This window comes from uncultured Parasphingorhabdus sp. (genome assembly GCF_963975555.1).
Classification (GTDB): Bacteria; Pseudomonadota; Alphaproteobacteria; order Sphingomonadales; family Sphingomonadaceae; genus Parasphingorhabdus.
The window spans coordinates 502,891-519,521 of the sequence record NZ_CAXBHH010000001.1 but is presented as its reverse complement, the minus strand read 5'-3'; the positions used below and the strand labels follow the sequence as shown (position 1 = coordinate 519,521).

15 protein-coding genes are annotated in these 16,631 nt (G+C 56.0%); 7 read left to right on the top strand and 8 right to left on the bottom strand.

Annotation, left to right across the window (positions count from 1 at the left end):
* Positions 1-235: 235 nt before the first annotated feature.
* The 7 genes from AAC060_RS02495 to thiS all read right to left on the bottom strand — a co-directional run bounded on the left by AAC060_RS02495 (position 236) and on the right by thiS (position 6,915).
* Positions 236-694 carry a MaoC family dehydratase gene (locus AAC060_RS02495; protein ID WP_339692495.1) on the bottom strand — a complete coding sequence of 153 codons (459 nt, stop codon included), beginning with the start codon at positions 692-694 and terminating at the stop codon, positions 236-238.
* A gap of 123 nt (positions 695-817) precedes the next feature.
* Positions 818-1,732: an SDR family NAD(P)-dependent oxidoreductase gene (locus AAC060_RS02490; RefSeq protein ID WP_339822566.1), complete on the bottom strand. Its 915-nt coding sequence runs from the start codon at positions 1,730-1,732 to the stop codon at positions 818-820.
* Positions 1,733-1,809: 77 nt separating this feature from the next.
* Entirely contained in the window at positions 1,810-3,351 is a 1,542-nt protein-coding gene (locus AAC060_RS02485) for a wax ester/triacylglycerol synthase family O-acyltransferase (RefSeq protein ID WP_339822563.1), read from the bottom strand.
* 126 nt (positions 3,352-3,477) lie between these two features.
* Positions 3,478-4,635 (bottom strand): EAL domain-containing protein, encoded by a 1,158-nt coding sequence (locus tag AAC060_RS02480; RefSeq protein ID WP_339822560.1) that lies wholly within the window; start codon positions 4,633-4,635, stop codon positions 3,478-3,480.
* A 77-nt stretch (positions 4,636-4,712) separates the two neighbouring features.
* Positions 4,713-5,003: a DUF1153 domain-containing protein gene (locus tag AAC060_RS02475; protein ID WP_339822558.1), complete on the bottom strand. Its 291-nt coding sequence runs from the start codon at positions 5,001-5,003 to the stop codon at positions 4,713-4,715.
* A 236-nt stretch (positions 5,004-5,239) separates the two neighbouring features.
* Positions 5,240-5,593 carry a UrcA family protein gene (locus tag AAC060_RS02470; RefSeq protein WP_339822555.1) on the bottom strand — a complete coding sequence of 118 codons (354 nt, stop codon included), beginning with the start codon at positions 5,591-5,593 and terminating at the stop codon, positions 5,240-5,242.
* A 326-nt stretch (positions 5,594-5,919) separates the two neighbouring features.
* Positions 5,920-6,915 (bottom strand): sulfur carrier protein ThiS, encoded by a 996-nt coding sequence (gene thiS / locus AAC060_RS02465; protein ID WP_339822553.1) that lies wholly within the window; start codon positions 6,913-6,915, stop codon positions 5,920-5,922.
* 84 nt (positions 6,916-6,999) lie between these two features.
* Here thiS and aroQ point away from each other — a divergent pair, with 84 nt between their 5' ends.
* The 4 genes from aroQ (at position 7,000) to AAC060_RS02445 (ending at position 10,783) form a co-directional block, all read left to right on the top strand.
* The gene (gene aroQ / locus AAC060_RS02460; protein ID WP_339822550.1) at positions 7,000-7,437 is read left to right on the top strand and encodes a type II 3-dehydroquinate dehydratase; all 438 of its coding nucleotides are present in this window, start codon (positions 7,000-7,002) and stop codon (positions 7,435-7,437) included.
* A gap of 20 nt (positions 7,438-7,457) precedes the next feature.
* Positions 7,458-7,931: an acetyl-CoA carboxylase biotin carboxyl carrier protein gene (accB, locus tag AAC060_RS02455; protein WP_339822547.1), complete on the top strand. Its 474-nt coding sequence runs from the start codon at positions 7,458-7,460 to the stop codon at positions 7,929-7,931.
* A 10-nt stretch (positions 7,932-7,941) separates the two neighbouring features.
* The gene (accC, locus tag AAC060_RS02450) at positions 7,942-9,297 is read left to right on the top strand and encodes an acetyl-CoA carboxylase biotin carboxylase subunit (RefSeq protein WP_339822544.1); all 1,356 of its coding nucleotides are present in this window, start codon (positions 7,942-7,944) and stop codon (positions 9,295-9,297) included.
* Between the two features lie 526 nt (positions 9,298-9,823).
* On the top strand, positions 9,824-10,783 hold the full coding sequence (locus tag AAC060_RS02445) for an RcnB family protein (protein ID WP_339822542.1): 960 nt from the start codon (positions 9,824-9,826) through the stop codon (positions 10,781-10,783).
* Between the two features lie 71 nt (positions 10,784-10,854).
* On the opposite strand, the gene AAC060_RS02440 is transcribed toward AAC060_RS02445, so the two are convergent.
* Positions 10,855-12,255, bottom strand: coding sequence for a methyl-accepting chemotaxis protein (locus AAC060_RS02440; RefSeq protein WP_339822539.1), 1,401 nt, complete (start codon positions 12,253-12,255; stop codon positions 10,855-10,857).
* Positions 12,256-12,624: 369 nt separating this feature from the next.
* Here AAC060_RS02440 and AAC060_RS02435 point away from each other — a divergent pair, with 369 nt between their 5' ends.
* The 3 genes from AAC060_RS02435 (at position 12,625) to AAC060_RS02425 (ending at position 16,573) form a co-directional block, all read left to right on the top strand.
* The gene (locus AAC060_RS02435; protein ID WP_339822536.1) at positions 12,625-13,905 is read left to right on the top strand and encodes an amidohydrolase family protein; all 1,281 of its coding nucleotides are present in this window, start codon (positions 12,625-12,627) and stop codon (positions 13,903-13,905) included.
* Between the two features lie 10 nt (positions 13,906-13,915).
* Complete coding sequence (locus tag AAC060_RS02430; RefSeq protein ID WP_339822534.1) at positions 13,916-14,617, top strand: 2OG-Fe(II) oxygenase; 702 nt, start codon at positions 13,916-13,918, stop codon at positions 14,615-14,617.
* Positions 14,618-14,740: 123 nt separating this feature from the next.
* Positions 14,741-16,573: a DUF885 domain-containing protein gene (locus AAC060_RS02425; RefSeq protein WP_339822532.1), complete on the top strand. Its 1,833-nt coding sequence runs from the start codon at positions 14,741-14,743 to the stop codon at positions 16,571-16,573.
* The last annotated feature ends 58 nt before the right edge of the window (positions 16,574-16,631 follow it).

The following is a 16,631-nucleotide window of genomic DNA, read 5'->3' as shown; positions in this document are numbered from 1 at the left end:
GATTTTGGCTTCTCGATATTCGAAAAGGCCCTAGTCGAGCGACGTCATTCATGCAAGCAGCGCAATCTCCCGAATCTGGCGCGACCCGTTGGAGATCGTTAGCCCGCCGGTCGCCATCCTATTCTGGCTGAACCACTTTTTACGCCATGAGCGAACCTCACATTTGGCAGCCGGCTCATAAAAAAGGCCCCGGAAACAGTCCGGAGCCCTTTTCTTCGTATATCGTTCGGTTGGCCTAGCCGACCACGATCATCACCAGCGATGTCGCAATCAGTGCCGGCGTTTCGATGCCGTCAATCTCGACAACAACATTGTAGGTCAGCAACCAGCGGCCCGGCTGTTTTTCAACCGCGTCAACCAATGTGTGGCGACCGCGAACCTTTGATCCTGCACGAACAGGGTTGAGGAAGCGGACTTTGTCGAAGCCATAATTGATACCCATGACCGTGCCTTCGAGGCCCAGCGTGGTACCATAGGATAGTTTCGGCAACAGCGAGAGCGTCAGCAATCCGTGGGCGATGGTGCCGCCAAAGGGTGTTGCCTTGGCTTTTTCCTCGTCGATATGGATGAACTGGTGATCCTCGGTGCAGTCGGCGAATTTATTAATCCGGTCCTGATCCACGACGACCCAGTCGGATACACCGACTTCTTTGCCCTTCCAGGATTCCAGTTCGCTTGCTTTGATCGTTGGCATATTATCTCTCCTAAAATGCGTATCAATTTCCGTTAGCCCTGAGACCGCCATAGAGTACTTCGCGACGAGAGGCACGCTTCGACTAGCTCGGCACTAACGGAAATTTCCAGGTTTTGCTTGTGACTAGCCGTTCATGACTTCCTGCATCCGGCGGAAGAATTTGCCGCCCTGTCCGCCGCCATTGGCATATTCCTGCATGCCGGTTTCGTCGAGAATCTGGTCGATATTTTCAGCAATCGATTCGGCACTGCGTTTTTCAACCGGCAACCAGATGCCTTCTGTTTCGAAAATTTTCGCAGCAGCATAACCACCGGCACCAGCCGTCAAAATGGTCTTCGATGGCGCGCCATCGCTGCACAGGTAAACCACTGCAGGAGTTACCGCTTCAGGGACCAGAGCTGCCAACGCTGCTTCCGGCATGATATCTTCGGTCATGCGGGTCGCTGCAACAGGGGAAATACAGTTGGTGTGAATGCCCTTGCCGGCGCCTTCCTGGTGCAGGCTGTTCATCATGCCGACCAGAGCGAGTTTTGCCGCGCCATAATTGACCTGACCAAAGTTGCCGTAGAGTCCAGTCGACGATGTGGTCATTACGATCCGGCCATATTGGCGTTCGCGCATATGATCCCAGACCGCCTTGGTACAATTGGCACTACCGGTCAGATGGACGTCCATGACAAACTGGAAATCTTCGATCGACATTTTGTGGAAGCTTTTGTCGCGCAAAACGCCGGCATTGTTGACGAGAATGTCGACATGGCCCCATTTGGCGATCGCATCGGCGACCATTTTTTCAACCGCAGGCATGTCGGTAACGCTGCAACCGGCTGCCATGGCGACGCCGCCTTCGGCTTCGATTTCCGCAACAACCTGCTCTGCCACGGTGGCGGAACCACCTGTGCCATCACGCGCGCCGCCAAAATCATTGACGACAACCTTCACACCGCGACGCGCCAGTTCCTTGGCATGTTCGCGGCCCAGACCAGCACCGGCACCAGTGACAATGGCGACGCGGTCGTTAAATTCTACTTTGCTCATGACGAGTCCCTTTTGTTAATCGAATGATTAACGGAAGCGATGCTCAATCAGGCCCGATGAGTCAAGCGTCAAGGCGGCTATTTCCCTGTTGTTTTGACTCGAATCCTGCCTGCCGTAGCGGCAGAGGGCGAAACACGTTTTTTCGGCTTTTTCGGCTGCTTGGCTTTCTTTTCCCTGGTCTTTCGTGTCGCCGCTTTCATTTCCTTGGCCGCCGCGGTCATCAGATCGGAAAAACTGTCCGCAATGCAGGTCGCGTAAAATTCCGGATCGGGCATGATATTGCGATCCGCCAGAAAGGTCAGGATGACCTTGCCATTGTAACTCGTCACCACATGGAACAGCCCCTGCCCCTCGGCCAATATTCCCATGCCGAACGATTTAACCAGCTCAGCGCCGGCAAAATACATCGGCATCATCGGTCCCGGAACATTGGTGACAACCGTATTCACCGCCGGATTGAGACGGTCAACGAGACCAGCGCGGACCATCATCTTGGTCCCGGCGGCGGTCAGACCGGCCGGCATTGCTCCGGACAATTCCATCAGCGTCTTTGCCCCCATCGCCTGGGTCATCGCCTTGGAACGCCGGGTTTCCTCCATGATGAATTTCAGCCGGTCGCCCGCATCTGCGAGATGGGTGCCGACACCGACCTGCATCATCGTGACCTGATTGCCTGCCGAACCCTTGTCATCGTCCGTCCGGACCGATACCGGCGCACCGATTTTCAGCGTTTTGTCCGGGAGGTCATCCTTGGCTTCGAGATAGCTGCGCATCGATCCGCTGACCACCGCGATCATCACGTCGTTCACCGTCGCGCCGGGATAGGCCTCGCGAATTTTCTTGATGTCGGACAGGGCAAATTCACGCCCGTCAAACACACGGTGCGGACTAAGCTTCTTGTTGAAGCGGGTCTTCGGGATACTGCCCTTCGCGTCATCGCGCTGGCGATATTCGCGCTGCACGTCGAACAGCCGTTTCGGCATTGGAATCAGTTTTTGCAGATTCTGCAGCCCGCGCACCGGATTGGCGATATTGTTGAACTGTGCCTTGGCCAGCAAGACAACCGGATTGGGGTCCTTTTCCGGTTCGAACTGCATCTCGAATTTGCGCGGCTTCATCTCCGCATCGAGATCGTGCAGCGCAAGCGTCATTTGGAGACCGGACTGGCCGTCAATCGCCGCATGATGCATTTTGTGCAGCATTGCAAAGCTGCCTTTTGGTACGCCCTCGACATTGTCGAGCCCTTCGATCACCGTATATTCCCAAAGCGGCTTGTTCATGTCCATCGGCCGAGCATAGATGCGCGCCGCCTGGATGCACAATTGCCGCCAGTCGCCGGGCTTCGGCAAGGCGATATGGCGGACGTGAAACTCGAGATCGAAATTCGCGTCATCCACCCAATAGGGATGATCGAGATCCAGCGGGACCCGCACCAGTTTTTGCCGGAAAATGCGGGCACCGTCGAGCCGCCCTTCGATATAGCGCAATATGTCCTTGAAACCGACCTTGCCGCCGGGGGCGGTTGAGGGATCATAAATCAGCAATTGCCCGATATGCATCGGTGTATTCGGTGTTTCCGTGTAGGCAAACATCGCATCCAGTGCGCTTAGCTGTTTCATGACAATGTCCTCAAGCTGCTCTTCTGACCCACAGCCTAACGCAAATCTGTCGGATAAGCGAATCCGTTAAGCTTCGATCGACAGGAGCGGGAGCGGTCATTTCCGGCCTCGAATAATTCCCGGATATTAGACCGATGATCCGCACCAGTCCCTGACCAGATATTGGGGCGGAATCGCATGCCCCCAGTAAAAGCCCTGCCCCTGATCCGCGCCAAGCAGCCGCGCTTTTTCCAGATGGAAGGGCGTTTCAATACCCTCGACCACCGTCGTGGCTCCTCGCATATGGCAAAAATCGATGATCGATTCCAGGATCGTGATCGGCAGACGACCTTCACAAAAAGCCCAGAAAATCTCCTTGTCCAGCTTCAACTCGGCAAAGGGAATTGCGGCGATCCGGTCGATATTGCTATTGCCCGTGCCATAATCGTCAATTGATACCTTCAGTCCGTATCGCGACAGCATGTGACAGATTTCCGCAACGACCTTGATATTGGCAACCCGGTTCTCTTCGGTAATTTCCATGATAATCGACCCGGATAAATGCCCGCACCTTTGCAAGCGACTACACAGCGCGTCGACGAAATCGCAACGGGTCAGCAATATCGCACTGCAGTTGAACGATACCGGCACGCTTTTTCCCCGCCCCTTCAGCAAGCCTGCGAGCTTCATCATGTGATCGACAACATTCAGCGTCGCCTCTATTTCGAGATCTATTTCGGTCGCTGCTGAAAAAATTGTCGCCGGACTGATCGCCCGCCTCGTCTTCAGCCGCGACAAGGCTTCATAACCCGTGACCCGCCCGTCGGTTAGCGCGTGCTTCGACTGAAATTCGACGACGAGATTGTCGAGCAACCGGTTGCTGGCAATCAGGGCAGATATATATTCTGAGTCCAATATGGTCTGTTGACTGACTTCCGCATGTTGATCGATCAGTTCAGCGAGCACATTGGGTTCGAACGGCTTGGCTATGGTGGCAACAATTTGCGCGTTGGCCGCCTGCACCGGATCCGAGGCGTCCTGCGTCAGTTTCGTGTCACTTCCGGTCATCAGGACCAGCGGCAATTTGTGCGAAATTTTGGCAAATGCCTGGATAAGCCCAGCGGACGTATTTGCGAGTATGTTTTTATCGATGACAACCGCGGTCGGAGCAAAGGCCATGGCTCCGTTCTCGTCTCCAGGAGAATAGACACAAGCCACGGATATTGCGCGCTGCTCAAGGTCGTCTTGCAAAAGTCGCGTGAAGGCGCTCTCCTCGTCAATGACAAGGACCCGTTTATTTGGCATGATGTGAGGCTTTCGATCAGTGAAGGTCTGCAGGCGGGTCTTCCATCGGGTGCGACCCTGATATAGCCAGGCTATTCCTAGCTAACCCGGTTTTCGGTACGATATTTCGACAGATAGCTGACCCGCAAACCTGGCAAACCAGACTTGTCGATGGCTTCTTGCCATGAGCAGAATTCTTCCATCGAAAGATCATATCGGGTGCAGGCCTCTTCGAGGCTTAGCAAACCACCATTGACGGCAGCCACCACTTCCGCTTTCCGCCGGATTACCCATCTGGTGGTATTGCTGTCGGGCAAATCTGCAAGACGTAACGATTCACCAAAAGGACCGATAACTTGCACTGGCTTTGTGTGCCGATGAACTTCCATAAAACCTCCAACAATATGCGGTTTTGCGCTGTCTCATCATGCACATGTATCGGAACACCTGATAAGCGCCCCCGTTACAGTCCGATACTCATAGAGCGCGGCCGATTAAGATTGGGTTTTTAGGTCTGGTTAATGGATAAAAAGAAACCCCGGCGTAAGGGACGCCGAGATTTTTGAAAGTTTGTTTAGTCAAAATGTGGCCGCTTGTTGGGGAACTGCGGCTCTTGGATTTTTCTTTAATTGCTGACGAGCATCGCGGTTTCGGCGGGCTTGCCTGATTTGGCCGCCGCCATGATTGTTACACTGGCACGCTGGGCCGAGGCATTGGCCTGATCTATGCAGATGCCGTGATCTTGCACTTCCGTCAGGTCTCTCGCATCATAGCTTCCACAAACCTTGCGGACAGCCCCTTTCAGGCGACCTTGCAGGGTAGACTGGCCATCTACGCTGGCCAGATCAAGATCGGCGTAGCTGACCTCAACCGAACGCACGGTCCGGTTCTGGGCACTGGCGCTGACCGAAAATCCGGTCGCGGTAACAGCAATGGCGGCAGCGGCACAAAGGGCTTTGGTAAAGATAATATTCGACATTTTCTCACTCCTCAAAATTTGTTCGGGGCGATGCCGGAAAAGGGGGAACCGGCACTGCCCGCTAGGGGGCGAGGTCGGGAGCGGAATATCCATTGGACCGGGGTCGGACTGTCTGGAGAGACGTAGGGTCATGCTCCCGCCTCACCATCTTGGATAGGGGAGTGATCCGGGACGAGCATCCGAACTTCGATAAACCGCTATAATGTTCGGCCAACGGCGGTCGGCTTCGACCAACGACAATCGCTGATCGACAAATGTACCGACAGGTAACTTTTGTTACGAATCAAATGGTTACAGATGACCCCGAATCATGCTGTATTAGGACACTAAATCAGACCCGACAGCGGACTTGAAGGGTCGGCGTACATCCTGCGGCCCATCCGGCCGGACAGATAAGCCTCCCGTCCGGCCTCGACGGCAAGCTTCATTGCCCGCGCCATCCGTACCGGTTCTTTCGCTTCAGCTATGGCCGTGTTCATCAGCACCCCGTCACAGCCGAGCTCCATCGCCACCGCGGCATCGCTCGCGGTCCCGACACCGGCGTCAACCAGCACCGGCACATTGGCGCCCTCGACGATCAGCCGGATCGTAACCCGGTTCTGGATGCCAAGCCCGGACCCGATTGGCGCGCCGAGCGGCATGATCGCCACCGCGCCTGCGTCTTCCAGCTGCTTCGCCCCGATCGGATCATCGACACAATAGACCATCGGCTTGAAGCCTTCCTTGGCCAGCACTTCGGTCGCCTCGAGCGTTTCGCGCATATTGGGATACAATGTCTTCGCCTCGCCGAGGACCTCCAGCTTGACCAGATCCCAGCCGCCGGCTTCGCGCGCCAGCCGCAAGGTGCGGATCGCGTCTTCGGCATTAAAACAGCCGGCGGTGTTCGGCAGATAGGTAATTTTCTTCGGATCAATAAAGTCCATCAGCACCGGCTGGTTGCGGTCGGTGACATTGACACGGCGCACGGCGACCGTGACAATCTCCGCGCCTGAAGCTTCAACCGCAGCCGCGTTCTCGGCAAAATCTTTATATTTGCCGGTGCCGACGATCAGCCGGGACTTGAACGTCCGTCCCGCGACCGTCCAGCTGTCGTCGCCGGAGCCACCGCCAACGAAATGCACGATTTCCAGTTCATCACCCTGCTCGACCATGACGTCTTCCAGCGTCGACCGCGTTACAATCACCCGATTGCGTTCCACCGCCACCTTGGCCGGCTCCAGATCGAGCGAGCGCACGAGATCGGCGATCGAGCCGCCAGCCGCAATCTTGTGGTCATCGCCGTTCAACTTGATCTGAATTTCAGCCATTTCGGTAACTTTCATGTCTTTGATCTCGCTTTTCAAAAACGAGCCATATAAAGAGGTCGCTCCAGTCGCAACCAAAAGCCTTTGGGAAGGAGCAATATCTTGGCGGCAAAGACCATCTTTGTATTGAACGGACCCAATCTCAACCTGCTCGGCATGCGCGAACCCGAAATTTACGGTTCGGAAACGCTCGACGAGATTGCCGGACAGATTGAAGACCATGCCCAGACGCTCGGTTACGACGTCGACATTCGCCAGAGCAACCATGAAGGTCATCTGATCGACTGGTTGCACGAAGCCTCCGCGGAAGGCGCGCATGCGGTGATCCTGAACGCCGGAGCCTTGACCCATACGTCGCTCGCCCTGTTCGACGCGATCAAGGCAATCAACACGCCGGTTATCGAGGTGCATATTTCAAATCCCGCCGCGCGCGAGGAATATCGCCACAAGAGTTTCATTGCACCGGTTGCAAAAGGAAGCATTTGCGGCTTTGGTACTTTTGGCTATCAACTGGCGCTGGACGCCGCGAGCAAGTTTTAAATATAATATAGGGACAAAATATGTCTGCAAAAAAAGAAACGGGTGAAGGCATGAACGTAGATATCAAGCTGGTCCGTGATCTCGCTGCCATTCTCGAAAAAGCGGGATTGACCGAGATTGAAGTCGAAGACGGTGATCGCAAGATCAAGGTCGCGCGCGGTGGTGGAACATATATTTCCGCGCCCGTCGCCGCTGCACCGGCCCCCGCAGTTGCAGCCCCGGCGGCAGCAGCAGCACCAGCCGCTGTCGTTGACGACCACGCCGGCGCGCAGAAATCACCGATGGTGGGCACCGCCTATCTCGCCGCCGAACCAGGCTCTCCCAATTTCATCAGCGTCGGCGACAAGGTTGCAGTCGGTGATACTTTGCTGATCGTCGAAGCGATGAAGGTGATGAACCCGATCACCGCCGAAACATCCGGCACGGTGAAAGCCATCCTGGTTGAAAACGGTCAACCGATAGAATTTGACCAGCCTCTGGTCATGATCGCTTGAGGCTGACAGCGTGACCATTGAAAAAATCCTGATTGCCAATCGCGGGGAAATTGCTCTGCGGATTCTGCGCGCGGCGAAAGAACTGGGCATAGAAACCGTCGCCGTACACAGCACCGCCGATTCAGACGCGATGCATGTGCGGCTCGCCGATCAGGCGGTCTGCATTGGCCCGCCACCGGCAGCCGACAGCTATCTGTCGATCCCGGCGATCATCTCGGCCGCTGAAATCAGCGGCGCGGATGCTATCCATCCCGGCTATGGCTTCCTTTCCGAAAATGCGCATTTTGCCGAAGTCGTCGAAGCGCACGGAATCAAATGGATCGGCCCCAAGCCGGAACATATCAAAATCATGGGCGACAAGGTTGCGGCCAAGAAAACCGCCGGCGATCTCGGCATTCCTCTAGTGCCCGGCTCCGATGGCGCGGTCAGCGAAATCGAGGAAGCCAAGCAGGTAGCAGAAAAAGTCGGTTACCCGGTGATCATCAAGGCCGCTTCCGGCGGCGGCGGTCGCGGCATGAAAGTGGTCAACAGCGAAGCCGAGCTCGAAACCCAGATGAAACAGGCGGGTACCGAAGCCAAGGCAGCCTTTGGCGACGCCACTGTTTATATCGAAAAATATCTCGGCGACCCGCGCCACATCGAATTCCAGGTGTTCGGCGACGGTCGCGGCAATGCCATCCATCTCGGCGAGCGCGATTGTTCGCTGCAGCGCCGTCACCAGAAAGTGCTCGAGGAAGCGCCTTCGCCGGTGATCAGCGCCGAGCAGCGCGAGAAAATGGGCAAGGTCTGTGTCGACGCGATGAAGGGCATGCAATATCGCGGTGCCGGCACGATCGAATTTCTCTACGAGAATGATGAATTTTACTTCATCGAAATGAACACCCGCCTGCAGGTCGAGCATCCGGTCACCGAAATGATCACCGGTTTCGATCTGGTGCGCGAACAGATCCGCATCGCCGACGGTCGCGATCTGTCGGTGAAACAGGAGGATCTGGTATTCAGCGGCCATGCCATCGAATGCCGGATCAACGCCGAAAATCCGAAGACCTGGGCGCCATCGCCCGGCAAGGTCACCAGCTACCATGCACCCGGCGGCATGCATGTGCGCGTCGATAGCGGGCTCTATGCGGGCTATTCGATCCCGCCTTATTATGACAGCATGATTGCGAAGCTGATCGTCTATGGCCGTACCCGCGACGGCTGTATGATGCGGCTTGCACGGGCGCTGGACGAGATGGTCATCGAAGGCGTCCAGACTACCATTCCACTCCACCAGAAACTGGTCCACGACAAGGAATTCCAGTCCGGCGAATATACGATCAAATGGCTGGAAGAGTGGCTGGAGAAGGATAATCTGAAGGATTAGGTTGGTGGAACCGGTCCTCGAATCTGTTAGGCTATATCTTCCTGTAATTGCGGTGATTTACTGTATGACACGCGCTGCTTCCGACATTAAACAAAAGAAATATGTCTGGGCAGTCTTTGGGGCAATAAGTGCTTTCATTATTTTAGCCGTGCCGGTTCCCGTTGTCTCACAGGTTGTCTCGATTGATCTGCCGGCCCCTTAATCCATCTAGGGCCAATAGGTTCGCCGGTACTAGAATGTCCTGCACCGGTCGCCGAAATCCATATCCCGAACGTCCATCAAACTGAGGTAGCATTGGTTCGCGCTGGTCATTTGTGGGCAAGAAGATCGAAATAATAATTCGGTCGTAGGACGAGTGCTGGCCTCCGGATCGGGTCTGGGGTTAGACTTATCAGACGAAAGCTGTTCATATAAATCAAACCTTTCCTGAACATAACAGGTCAGTTCAGGAGTCAGACAGGGTTAATCCCCTATCTCCTGTTGCACAGATGCGGCACAAGAGGGTCGCCAGCAACAGGAGTAAGCCATGCGTATATTTTTAGTCACAGGCCTGATGGCGGCTACGATGTTGACGCCCGCCGCTGCGTCCGCCGCCGAAATCGCGCCCCGGCTTGATTTGGCCGCCAACGCGGTGCCAGCGAATCTGACCGGCAAGGCAGAAGCGCAACGCGATCGCCGCGCTAATCGCGGCACCAGCAGAAACAGCAGCCGCGGCCAGGCGCGGGCACAGAATAGCAACAACCGTGGAACGGCACAGGTTAGTCGGCAGAGCCGGACAGAGTCCCGCAGTGATCGCACCGAAACGCGGACGAATCGCCGAGCGGAACGCACCGAGCGCAGTGCCAGTAGCGGTCCTGCCGCGCGGGCGAACCAACGGACCGTACGACCGGATCGCAACCGTAACACGACGCAAAACCGGCAGGTCGCACAACAGCGCAATAGCAACCGGAATGTAACGCAGAGCCGTCAAGTCGCTCAGCAACGGGCGGCTAGACGTGGCGACAACAATCGGGATGGTCAGGTCGACCGGCGCTATGATCGCAACCGTGACGGTCAGATTGACCGCCGCTATGACCGCAATAACAATAATCGCGTCGACCGGCGGGTGGACAGCAACCGCGATGGCAGAATCGACCGGCGCTATCGCGATAATCGCAAGTCCGCGCGGAACAGCCGCAACTGGAACCGCAACTGGCGCAGTAACCAGCGCTATGACTGGCAGCGCTACCGTCAGGCAAACCGCAGCTATTACCGGCTCGGCCGTTATAATTCACCCTATCGGTCGCACAGCTATCGCCGCTGGAACATCGGCGTCTTTCTGGGCACATCCTTTTACGGATCGCGCTACTGGATCAATGATCCGGGCCGCTACCGTCTGCCAGCCGCATATGCTGGTACCCGCTGGGTCCGCTATTATGACGATGTCCTGCTGGTCGACACCTACACCGGCGAAGTCATCGACGTGATCTACGACTTCTTCTGGTAAGACAGAATGATTTACAGAAAGACCCGCTACCTGAAAGGGCTGCGGGTCTTTTTTTGCGCCATCCCGACGGACTAGTCGAGATAGAGCAGCTCGAAATTGCCCCAATATTCGCCGCCGAACCAGAGCGGAACGAAGACCTGTTTGCCCGCCGTTGATTTATCATCGGCGGTTCGAGTAAACCGGTATACCGAGACACTGAACGGCCGGTTTTTTTGCTCAATCGCGCGCTTGGTCATATCGTCCAGAAATATACGCCGATTGCGGCAATATTTGTCATCATGTACCGGATCACCGGTGGGCGCTCTCGAACGCTCGCTGACATGGGTTGGCAGATAACCGTCAATATTGGTCGCCCCACAACTGATAATTGCATCCATCTGCCGGTATTTATCCAATATCGGCTGAACCTTCGCGTCAGCAAAAGCATTGAACTGGTTATCATACCGGGTGGGGTTGGATCCCGGTATCTCGCAATATTCCCGGTCGAACAGCTGCTCCCTGGTCAGCTCTCCACTGGCCAAAGCCTGTTCAACTATTGCAACCAGTTCGTCCTTGCCGGTGATCGCCAAGTCGACGAACTTTCGGTCCTCCGTCGCAAAACCGCTCTGGACCAGCTGGTCGAACATGACTTTCGACATTGTTTCAAGGTCGCCCACCTTCTCTTTTGCGGCTTCCAGACTAATATTGTTCTTTTCGGCACTTTCCGAAAAATGATCGAGAACATCTTGCACCTGCTGCACTTTATTGTGGATCAGGCCGGTGTTTTTGGCGATGTCGCTATTCTGCTCATCGACCTGTGAAACCAGATCAGAAATCCGGTTGACCGTGTCATCGATCTTTTGAAAATTCCGCTGGGCATCATTGCTCTTGCTGACGCCTTTTTCGATTTTCTCGACCAGGGTTTCGGCTTCGACGCCCAACGAATTGACCGTGGCCGATATCTCGTCTGTCGCTTCGCGTGTATTGAAAGCCAGTTGTTTGACCTCTGCTGCGACGACCGCAAATGTCGCCCCTGCAGCACCGGCGCGATGCGCCTCAATCGCAGCATTGAGAGCGAGAATGCTGGTGGTATTGGCGATCCTGTCAATATTCTGGGAAACCCGGCGCACTTGATCCATGGCACCGGCAAATCCGGTAATATGTTGGGCAAGCTCGACTACCAGACCGGTCAAATCACCGAATTCCTGCATCGACATCCGGATGACGTGGGTACTGTCGTACAGATCGTCCTTCGCCCGCTTTGACAGCATTCTTGCCTCGTTGGTGGACTCCGTTACGCGTTTCTGGCCGTCAGCCAATTTTGCGATCACATCCTGCAACACTACCCGGCGCTCGCGCATTTCATCCGCATTCGCCATCACTTCCTCGACCAGACCGCCTACATCAGCGCAACCGACGGTGACTTCTCCGCACGAACGGGCCACAGCATCAATCAGCGCCGGGTCGGTGATATCAAACTTCTCATGCTTCATAACCGGGATCAATTTCCTATTGATAGAAAGGGCGACAATCCACAGCCCTAACCCAATCAAGTTAGCGATCTATTAACTGTAAATGCGACTATTGCAGCTGGCGACACCCGATCGGTTGATCCTATTGAGAAATATCGACTTCTGACAGAGGTTGGCGATTGAAATATCGCCGTTTCTTGCGGCCCATAATAGGGTCGATGTTCCGCGCAGTTTCGATTTTAAATTTGCCGAAAAATTATGATCCATCGAGGCGTTTTGAACCGGCTCCACAGCCTCAAGGCAAAAATCCTGGTCAGGGCAGATTCCTTTCTTGTTGCAACTTGCAATAGCGCTCCGCAATAAGGCCCCATAACGACGGAGAGAAATATCATGAGACGTGCGCTTGGTTTGGCTATCGCCGCTTTTGTAGCGGTCACAATTTCGGGTAGCGCGTTCGCGCAAGACCAGATCATTCGCGTAGGTAGTCTGCTGACCGATGCAGCCGCTCAGCCAACCGGCCCCGCAACGATCATCGTCCGCGAAGGCAAGATTGCCGAAATCCGGATTGGCCCAGATTCTGCGCCCAACGCTGCGGCAGAAGTCATCGACCTTTCCGACAAGACCGTAATGCCCGGCCTGATCGACCTGCACGTCCATCTAACCGGTGATCCGGGTGGTGATTTCTGGAAAGAAACCACCGAACCGGCAGAATGGGGCGTGGTTGTCGGTGCGAAAAATGCGCTGGTTACCGCCAAGGCCGGCTTCACCACCGTGCGCGAAGCGGGCTCCTCGCAATATAGCGCCTTTTCGCTACGCCGCGGCACCGCCGATGGCGTCATTCCCGGACCCCGCATCATCGCGGCCGGACCGCCACTGGCGATCGTCGGCGGCCATGGCGACGTGTCGGGCTTCACCGAAGACGTCAATGCCCTGCTTACCAGCGGCTATGCCTGCACCGGCGCCGTCCAGTGCGCGGAAAAAGTGCGCAAGGCCAGTCGGGCCGGTGCTGATATTATCAAGATCACCGCAACCGGCGGCGTCCTTTCCCAACAGGGTCGCGGGCTGGAAGCGCAATTTACCGATGAAGAAATGCGCTCGATCGCCACCACTGCCCATTCGCTCGGCCTGAAAGTCATGGCCCATGCCCATGGTGCGCGCGGGATCGAAGCGGCGTCGCGCGCCGGTATCGATACGATCGAACATGGCACGTTTGCGGACGAGGCTGCGCTCAAGGTCATGAAGGCCAATGGCACCGCAATGGTTCCGACATTGATGGCGTTCAAGGGCGTCAGCGAAGGTCTCGGCAAGGGTATATACACTCCGGTCGTCGAGGAGAAAATCCGGATGACATTGAACACCATCGGCAAGGCGGTGGCATCGGCCAAAAGACTGGGCGTGCCGATCGTATTCGGGACCGATGCAGGTGTCTTTGATCACGGCCGCAATGCCGAGGAGCTCCAGCTGATGGTCGATGCCGGCCTGACGCGGCGCGAAGCTTTGGCGAGCGCGACCACATCGGCTGCCAAAGCGCTCGATATGGAGAATGAAATCGGCCGGATCGCGGTCGGCTATTCCGCCGATCTGATCGCTTTTGACGGCAACCCGCTGGACGATGTCCGGGTGCTGGAAAAGATCGACTGGGTGATGGTGCGCGGACGCATCATCGACTAGGCTGACAAGCATGGCCCGGGTCTTTACGAAAAAGCAGAGCGAACTCTATAACAGCCCGAAGCGGATGGCAGCGCTGGGCCGGCGGGTTACCGAAACGCTCAACGCCCATCCCCGGGTCCAGTGGCTGGAAAGCCCATATGTGCAGCTCTATGTATGCCAGAATTTCATCAATGATGCCGACTGCGACCTGCTGATCGAGATGATCGACAGCGATAGCCAGCCCTCGACGCTATACGAAGGTACCGAACGCGAGGGCTACCGCACCAGCTATAGCTGCAATGTCGACCCGGCCGATCCCGACATCCGGCGGATCGACAAAATGATTTGCGAGCTGATGGGCCTGCCGCAAACCCATAGCGAAGTCCTCCAGGGGCAGCGTTATCAGGTGGGGCAGCAGTTCAAGGATCATCATGACTATTTTCACGAGACCGAGAAATATTGGCAGTTTGAAGGCCCCAATGGCGGCCAGCGTACCTGGACCGCGATGGCCTATCTCAACGAACCGGAAAAAGGTGGCGCAACCGCTTTCCCGCAGCTGCAGTATCAGGTCGAACCGCGCCGTGGCATGCTGCTGATCTGGAATAATATGCGCCTCGACGGCACGCCCAATATCGACACGCTGCACGCCGGAACACCGGTGGAAGAGGGCACCAAATATATCATCACCAAATGGTTCCGGCTGAACCAGTGGCAGAAAGCCTGGGTCCCTTAAAATCCGGCTTGCCGATCAATCGACGACGGGTTTCGACCAACGACATTAATTGACCGGTGAAATCGTTGCGAGTGATACTTTAGCGTGTTAGCTGGACATAACAGTTTTGGATAGGAACCCTATATGATCAAGAAACCACTCGCCCTTCTCGTCGGCACCAGCCTGCTCGCCATCGGCAGCGTCGCCACTGCCCAGCCGCTTGCCGCAACCAGCGCAGCGGCGATGGAACATCACGAAGAAGCGGAGATGACCGAAGGCGAAAAGCTGAAGGCCCTGTTCGCAAAGAGCGACGAGGAAAGTCTGAAACGCAATCCGATCGGCGCCTTGTTTCGCGGCGATGAACGCTATGCCGACCAGCTTGGTGACTATATTTCCGACGAATATTTTGCCGGCGAAAAAGCGGCCGAGACAGCCGAACTGGCTGCGCTTCTGAAGCTGGATCGCAGCAAGCTCAGCGCTACCGACAAAATCGCCTATGACGTGTTCAAGCGTGACAAGCAGCAGGCGCTCAAAGGCTATTCCGACGAAATCATGGCCCTGACCGTCGTCCGTCCGGTCAATCATTTCAGCGGCTTTCACACTTTCTATCCCGACTTTGCTTCCGGCAAGGGCGGCGCGCCGTTCAAGACGGTGAAAAATTACGAAGATAATCTGAAACGCCACAAACAATTCATCATCATCGGCGACCGCTCGATCGGCCGTTTCCGCGAAGGCATGGAAAGCGGCGTGGTCGAAACCAAGCTGACGATCACCAACGTGATCGAACAGCTCGCCACCCAGATCGGCCTGGGTCTCGAGAACAGCCCGTTCATGGCGCCGACCAAGAATTTCCCCGATGATTTCAGCGACGCCGACAAAAAGCGGCTGACCAAGGAATATGCCGCAGCCACCAAGGATATTTTCGCCGGCTATCAGCGCATGCATGATTTCCTGAAAAACGAATATCTGCCGGTCGCCCGCAACGAGGTCGGTCTGTCGCAGATGAAGGGCGGTGCAGTTCTTTATGAAAACATGATCGAGAACACCACCACGCTGCCGCTCAAGGCCGACTATATCCACAATCTCGGCCTCAGCGAAGTCAAGCGGATCAAGACCGAGATGGAAGAGATCAAGACCGAGGTCGGCTTTGACGGCACCCTGTCCGAATTCTTCGAATTTCTGCGCACCGACGAGCAATTCCACCCCGAATCCCGCGAAGCGCTGACCCAGGCCTATTATGACATGGGCAAGAAGGTCGACGCGAAAATCGGCGAGCAGTTCAAGGTCCTGCCAAAATCGCCGCTGGAAATTCGCCCCTATGATGAATCGGTAGAGAAATTCCAGGCCGGTGGTTCCTACCAGAGCGGTACGCCAGACGGTTCGCGTCCCGGCGTCTTCTATTTCAACGCCTATGACCTGCCTTCGCGCAGCACCTCCGGCATCACCACGCTCTACCTGCACGAAGGCGCGCCGGGCCATCACTTCCAGATTTCACTGGCTCAGGAAAATGAAGCGCTGCCGGCATTCATGCGCTTTGGCGGCAATACCGCCTTTGTCGAAGGCTGGGCGCTCTATGCTGAGAAGCTGGGCTTCCCGATGGGCCTCTATAACGATCCATATCAGCGCATCGGCCATCTCGACGACGAGATGCTCCGCGCCATGCGGCTGGTCGTTGATACCGGCCTGCACAGCAAGGGCTGGAGCCGGGAGAAAGCGATCAAATATATGCTCGACAACAGCAGCATGGGCGAAACCGACGCGACCGCCGAAGTCGAACGCTATATCGCAATTCCCTCGCAGGCACTGGCCTACAAGATCGGTGCGCTCACCATCCAGCGGTTGAAGAAAGAAGCGCAGGACGCGCTCGGCGACAAGTTCGACCCGCGCGAATTCCACGACCAGGTGCTAAACACCGGCGCGCTGCCGATGACGGTGCTGGAAAGCAAGATCCGCGACTGGATCAAGTCGCAGGGCTGAAAATCACCCTCGAATAAATCGATGCACTAACTATTGCCCCTCCGCTTGATTCGATACT

Bases quoted from the DNA above. Each gene is read 5' to 3' on its own strand.
- AAC060_RS02495 (WP_339692495.1), bottom strand. From the start codon at position 694: ATGCCAACGATCAAAGCAAGCGAACTGGAATCCTGGAAGGGCAAAGAA.
- AAC060_RS02490 (WP_339822566.1), bottom strand. From the start codon at position 1,732: ATGAGCAAAGTAGAATTTAACGACCGCGTCGCCATTGTCACTGGTGCC.
- AAC060_RS02485 (WP_339822563.1), bottom strand. From the start codon at position 3,351: ATGAAACAGCTAAGCGCACTGGATGCGATGTTTGCCTACACGGAAACA.
- AAC060_RS02480 (WP_339822560.1), bottom strand. From the start codon at position 4,635: ATGCCAAATAAACGGGTCCTTGTCATTGACGAGGAGAGCGCCTTCACG.
- AAC060_RS02475 (WP_339822558.1), bottom strand. From the start codon at position 5,003: ATGGAAGTTCATCGGCACACAAAGCCAGTGCAAGTTATCGGTCCTTTT.
- AAC060_RS02470 (WP_339822555.1), bottom strand. From the start codon at position 5,593: ATGTCGAATATTATCTTTACCAAAGCCCTTTGTGCCGCTGCCGCCATT.
- thiS (WP_339822553.1), bottom strand. From the start codon at position 6,915: ATGAAAGTTACCGAAATGGCTGAAATTCAGATCAAGTTGAACGGCGAT.
- accB (WP_339822547.1), top strand. From the start codon at position 7,458: ATGTCTGCAAAAAAAGAAACGGGTGAAGGCATGAACGTAGATATCAAG.
- AAC060_RS02445 (WP_339822542.1), top strand. From the start codon at position 9,824: ATGCGTATATTTTTAGTCACAGGCCTGATGGCGGCTACGATGTTGACG.
- AAC060_RS02440 (WP_339822539.1), bottom strand. From the start codon at position 12,255: ATGAAGCATGAGAAGTTTGATATCACCGACCCGGCGCTGATTGATGCT.
- AAC060_RS02435 (WP_339822536.1), top strand. From the start codon at position 12,625: ATGAGACGTGCGCTTGGTTTGGCTATCGCCGCTTTTGTAGCGGTCACA.
- AAC060_RS02430 (WP_339822534.1), top strand. From the start codon at position 13,916: ATGGCCCGGGTCTTTACGAAAAAGCAGAGCGAACTCTATAACAGCCCG.
- AAC060_RS02425 (WP_339822532.1), top strand. From the start codon at position 14,741: ATGATCAAGAAACCACTCGCCCTTCTCGTCGGCACCAGCCTGCTCGCC.